Annotated in this window: 1 protein-coding gene; it reads right to left on the minus strand. The window is 43.6% G+C overall.

Annotated features, from left to right (window positions below):
- The coding region (locus AAEY93_RS21000; protein ID WP_351079673.1) for a hypothetical protein at positions 1-243 on the minus strand (243 nt) is incomplete at both ends.

A 243-nucleotide genomic window follows, 5' to 3' on the forward strand; every position in this document is an offset into this window, starting at 1 on the left:
GTTTTCAAGGCGCTTAATATAGCGAAGCATGTCTGTTTCGCTGTGGTAGCTGTTAAAGTTTGGATGCGTTAGTATTTCATCATCACGCACTAGGCTTGCAGGAATAGAGTCGCTGCCATTTGCTTCAACATCAGCAGCAATCGCATCTACGCTTAGGCCATGGCCTTCGCCTAAAATAATATCAAATAACTCGGCAATGTCTGCACGTGTTGTGGTTTCTGATACTGAAATTGAGTATTCACC

Origin of the sequence: Shewanella sp. CAL98-MNA-CIBAN-0140 (genome assembly GCF_040309905.1) — a bacterium.
Classification (GTDB): domain Bacteria; phylum Pseudomonadota; class Gammaproteobacteria; order Enterobacterales; family Shewanellaceae; genus Shewanella; species Shewanella psychromarinicola.